Below are 4,875 nucleotides of genomic sequence, written 5' to 3'. Positions count from 1 at the left end.
GGGGTGTTCAGTACCGATCGCAACAATACGTTGATTACCTGGCGGCACAAGGAGTTAGGCCGAGCATGAGTCGAAAAGGAAATTGCTGGGATAATGCCCCGATGGAGTCGTTCTTCAGTCGTTTGAAAGTTGAGTTGATCTACGCTAAAGATTACCGCTCGATAGAGGATGCTAAATCGGGGATCTTTGCGTATATTGAAATATTCTACAACCGCAAAAGAAGGCATTCAGCGAACGATGGCATGAGTCCAGTTGCGTTCGAGGAAAAGGCGGCACTGGCCGCATAGTTAGGGTGTCTACTTTTTGTGGGGAACACTAAGTGGATTTTGGACAAAATTGCTCAAAGTCTAAAAGATGGGAATAGGTAGGATTGATAAAGCATATGTGGGCTTTGAGATGTCACTAAAGACGAGTATCTATCGAATCTCTGCTAGCTGGGCGTTCTTTCATATAGGGTTGTGTGGTTAACAATATGTTGGCATTAATCCTGACGACACGAGAGATGTGGAATGGTTGATGATCTACCGAGAGAAAACCGAGTGTCTCCTTCTGAATTTATGCGCCAGATTCACCCAGAGTATTATTCAGATACTGAAGATCGCACGGTGTACCAACTAGACAGCACAACACTTGAGTACCATCTAGAGACTATCACCGCACGTAATGAGACACACGAGTTTGAAATCTTCTGTCGAAAGTTATGTGAGCGCACAATTTGCCCTCATTTGAAGCCAGCAACAGGGCCTGAGGGGGGCGGAGACAGCAAAGCGGATACTGAGACTGTGCCCGTTTCTGAAGAAATTGCGTTGTTGACTTATGTGGGAGAGCCAAGTTCTAGCCAGGAACGCTGGGCATTTGCTTTCAGCGCAAAAAAAAGGTGGTCTCAGAAAGTGCGAAGTGACGTGGCCGGAATAGTTGAAACAGAGAGGGGTTACCAGAAAATATATTGCGTTACATCGCAGTTCGCCAGGGCGAAGGATCGTGCGCGAATAGAAGATGAACTTAGTAAGGAATACGGAGTTATTGTGATCATTCTTGATCGAAGCTGGATAGTCGATCAAGTGGTTGACCACGATCGAAAGGACCTGGCTTACAACTATCTCGGCGTTGGGCAGGAGATGGTCGACACGCATCGACTCGGACCGTCGGACTACTCTCGATCCCGTCAACTCGAAGATATCGAACAAGTGATTGGCGATCCGGATGCTTTTCCTGGAATGGAAGTGCAGCGTGTGACGGAGGCGCTAATTGCAGCAAAACTGTCACGCAACTTGGAGCGCCCTCGCGTCGAAACTGATGGCCGATTTGCGCGGGCCGCTCGCCTCGCTGAACTAGATGGCACATTCCGACAGAAAATTGCAGCACACTACGAGAAAATTTGGACAGCGTTCTGGTGGTTTGACGATATTCCCTACTTAAATCGAGAATACGATGCCTTTGAGGTGTTGGTCATCGATACGGCTCATGCCAGAAACCTGGAGCTTTTGTGTAATTTGGCTCAGTTGCTGTTTAACTCAGTAATTCATCAGCACCTTTCCTTTGATGAAGCGAAGCTGAATGAGCGGATAGATCGATTGACCGAAAAACTACGGTCTATAGCTGCGGACACCGAGCGGCCAAATAATGCACTTGAGGCTCAAACTTCACTCCTAGTGATTCAAGTCAATCAAGCTGCGCTTAGTCGGGACCATAATGGGCTCAGTCCACTATGGCCACAGTTTTCTAAAGTGCTAAAGCAGGCAAGGGGGCTCGGGGAGTTCTCTGTGGGGCGTTTGATTCAGTTGGTGGAGATTTTTGGCAATATCGCTGGCAGTGATCCCGGTTATAGGCAGCTAGTGGACGATATGGCTGCGTTTGTGTCTGAGCGTACAGGCGAAGCTCAGGGAGCTCTCATACTTCTTAAGCGAGCACAGCAGCTGAGTTTCGAAAATAACTTTGAAATGATCAGGTTGTTAGGTAAAGCTGCCCGACAGCTAACAAAGAAGGAGTATGCCGAATCGCTGATCGAAGCGCTTCAGTTGCTCTCAATGGCATATCGTAGTGCCGGGCTGCTTTGGGCTGCCCGTGCGACCTGCATTTTTGCAATAGCTTCGATATGTATCGAAGCGGAAGAGGATGCCGACCTTCCGGCTTCTATCGTACCCACGATTATGATACTGGCTTGGGTTACTGTTGAACTTCGGCATATACCCGATGCATTAGAAGCTATTCGGTTGGCGCGAGGGTGTGCCTCCAGTCTACCTCTTGACGGCACCTCCAAGGAACGCTTCGCGAAGCGTCTTACGGAGTTTGATCTCATCCTTGGAAGCCAACTTCTGACCATTTCAGAGGAAGAGCTTCAACAACTAGCTCAGTTGCCTGATGTCCTTGGCGGGTTGGGCTTGTATCAGAGTCGGAACTCCCTACTTTATGCGCTTGGTCATGAAGCAACACTCAGGGTTGAAGGGGTAATCCCTAAAGAAGAAACGGAAGAGGGGGCAGCTGAATTTTTCACGCTATTGGCTAGTCAGCCAGCGTCTAGCAACCCACATGGCCCTATTATTCTTAACGGGACTGAATCGCAGTGCTACGTGTCAAGGGTGCAGGGGATTCGGGTGGAGGTCTATCACCAGTGCTCCGAATCCTCAGTTCTTTCTGCGGAGGCCGTGGTCGGCTCAATTGAAGCGCTTTACGCGACAGCGGTTGATCTTGATGTAATGGCACATACCGAAAGGTTTACTATTACGATCCATGAAAGTTCGGTATACCTGGCGCCTGATTTCAAAATTAATATTGACGATATGGAAGCAACCGTTCTTTGGCCCGCTGATATGTGTCCTGCGGATTATGCTCACCAAGATTCTGTTCAGAGAATGTTGATTGGGTTGACCGCCACGATGCTTTCAGCGACGTGTTATGCAGGAGATTTTAAGCAGACAGTTGAATACCTCTTCGAAAACGAAGCAGTGATCGATCGAATAGGAATGATTGTTGTTTCTGGAAGCAGCCGACAACGTATTTTCGATAGACGGCTATCGAGATTGAGCGATTGGAACGAAATGGTTACTTCGACATATGAAATTAAGTCATCTCGCCCTATTATTAATCGCCTTGACCTCACTCCTGTAGAGAATAATGGTGGTGCAGCGTCGGATGAGGGACTTGACGCACCTCCAATTCCGACAGATCACCGTGATTTTGGTGTTCGTTCAGTGATTGATGTACACCTTTGGGATCGGGCCGGATGGGTTGGAGCTGCATTCGCTGATTGGGGGGTATCTTTCCCTCCAGCTATTGCTCTTGTATTTAGGGATGAAGAGGCCGCCAGAAAGATATTTGAGCGTTGGCGTGAACGCTTTGGAAGAACTGACAATAACGAAGATATCTACTTAGCTGTTGTTCGAGGTATCTCCGATGATCATCCAGCCCACTACCGTGTTCTCATCACTTCGCGTACCTCTCATAACAAGGAAGGAAGAAGAGATAAGCTTCTAGTCATCGCGTCGCGGATGCATACCATGCTCGCTGAGTCGGATGTCAACTTAAATGGCTTTCTGAAGGCTTATAGCCGTGCAGGGGCCTATCTTTTGCTTCCTGCGGTGCTAAAGTCAGGGGTTCCCGAGTTCATTAAAGAGCTCGCCATTCTAAAGCGACGATTGAGCGTTAAGGAGGCATCTGAAGTGACTCAATATGAGCTTGAAGCAATGGCTCTTGGAAAGCATGGGTACGATAAAAATTTCAACGATCAGAGCGGTCCAACCTGATAATTTGCTCTTCCTACTGGAAATCCCATGCCATTTGACTATCTAGCTGCATTTCCTATTCCTTATCAAATAATCCCGCCAAAGCTGCGTGGGCTTCTGGAACCTGTTGGTCTGTCGCCAAGTCAGGATTTGGAGGTTTTCTGCATGCATGAGTCTGATCCCTACGGTGGCCAAGCAGAGCACCTACATTTGCAGATGGCTGTAGTACCTGGCTTGGAAGAGAGCCCCATCGAAGTGCAGGATGAAGCAGGGGATGGGGTCGTTGAGTCCTCAGTTCCCGTCGGCGATAATCTCGGATGTATTGCACAATTCACTCCCTCAATCTCCGGATATGACTATGTTGTCGCGGCGTGGGGGGATAACTCTTTCTATGCATTCAATCTCGCCGAGAAGGTCTGGATGACTCTCGGGCTAACTCCGCGTTGTGTAGGGAATGACGATCAGCGCTTGATTTACGATGATTTAGGGCTTCCGGAGTTCGGTGTTGCTGAGGGACAGGTATCTAGCAGTTACCACTGGAAACTTAAAAGGGATGTCACTTGGCGGATGTCAAATGAGTATCTTAGGCGCTATCTCTGGATGCGAGGCTCTCGCGGAGTACGAGTATTTTTCTATGAAGCCCAACTGGCAGATCTTCCAGAACTGCGCGCACTCATGAGGGGCCAGCCCCAAGTTGTCCTACAGCCTGAAGGGGGAGTGGCCTGGTATGAACTGGATATTAGGGAGCACATGGGCGGACTTCTGCTTCAGTTATGGGCCTCGGTTGAAGCGGTAATGTCAGCACCGGTGTTAAAAGTCCGTAAATTACCAACTTAGATTGTCCTCCCAACCCAAATGGGGTTTCCTTGTTTGCGACCAAGCATCGAGGACACCACCATGTTGAGCCGAGAGGACTTCTACATGATAAAGCAACTTCGCAAAGAGGGGGCACACATCGTGGATATTGCCCACCGTCTGGGCTGCTGTGAGCGCACGGTACGTCGCTACCTGGCACTGCCCGCCCCCAAAACCGGACGCCGTAATCAACCCCGAGGCAGCAAGCTCGATCCCTTCAAGTCGTTCATCGACCAGCAGTTGGCCGAAGGTGTCTGGAACGCTGAGGTGATCCTTCATAAAATCAAAGACTTAGGCT

General features: G+C 49.1%; 3 protein-coding genes and 1 pseudogene. All 4 read left to right on the top strand.

Features of this window, described 5'->3' with window-relative positions; genetic code table 11:
* Positions 1–287, top strand: a 287-nt coding sequence (locus G547_RS0115885; RefSeq protein ID WP_157209909.1) for an IS3 family transposase, incomplete at its 5' end; no start/stop codon positions are given.
* A 222-nt stretch (positions 288–509) separates the two neighbouring features.
* Complete coding sequence (locus tag G547_RS0115880) at positions 510–3,743, top strand: hypothetical protein (RefSeq protein WP_027330689.1); 3,234 nt, start codon at positions 510–512, stop codon at positions 3,741–3,743.
* A gap of 27 nt (positions 3,744–3,770) precedes the next feature.
* A complete protein-coding gene (locus G547_RS21815; protein ID WP_211224581.1) occupies positions 3,771–4,559 on the top strand; it encodes a hypothetical protein in 789 nt (262 codons plus the stop codon).
* Positions 4,560–4,619: 60 nt separating this feature from the next.
* Positions 4,620–4,875: pseudogene (locus tag G547_RS23490) on the top strand (IS21 family transposase); the annotation flags it as partial.

The organism is Marinimicrobium agarilyticum DSM 16975, assembly GCF_000423345.1.
GTDB classification, from domain to species: domain Bacteria; phylum Pseudomonadota; class Gammaproteobacteria; order Pseudomonadales; family Cellvibrionaceae; genus Marinimicrobium; species Marinimicrobium agarilyticum.
Note: the sequence above shows the minus strand (reverse complement) of the source record. Positions and strands in the feature narration are given on the sequence as shown.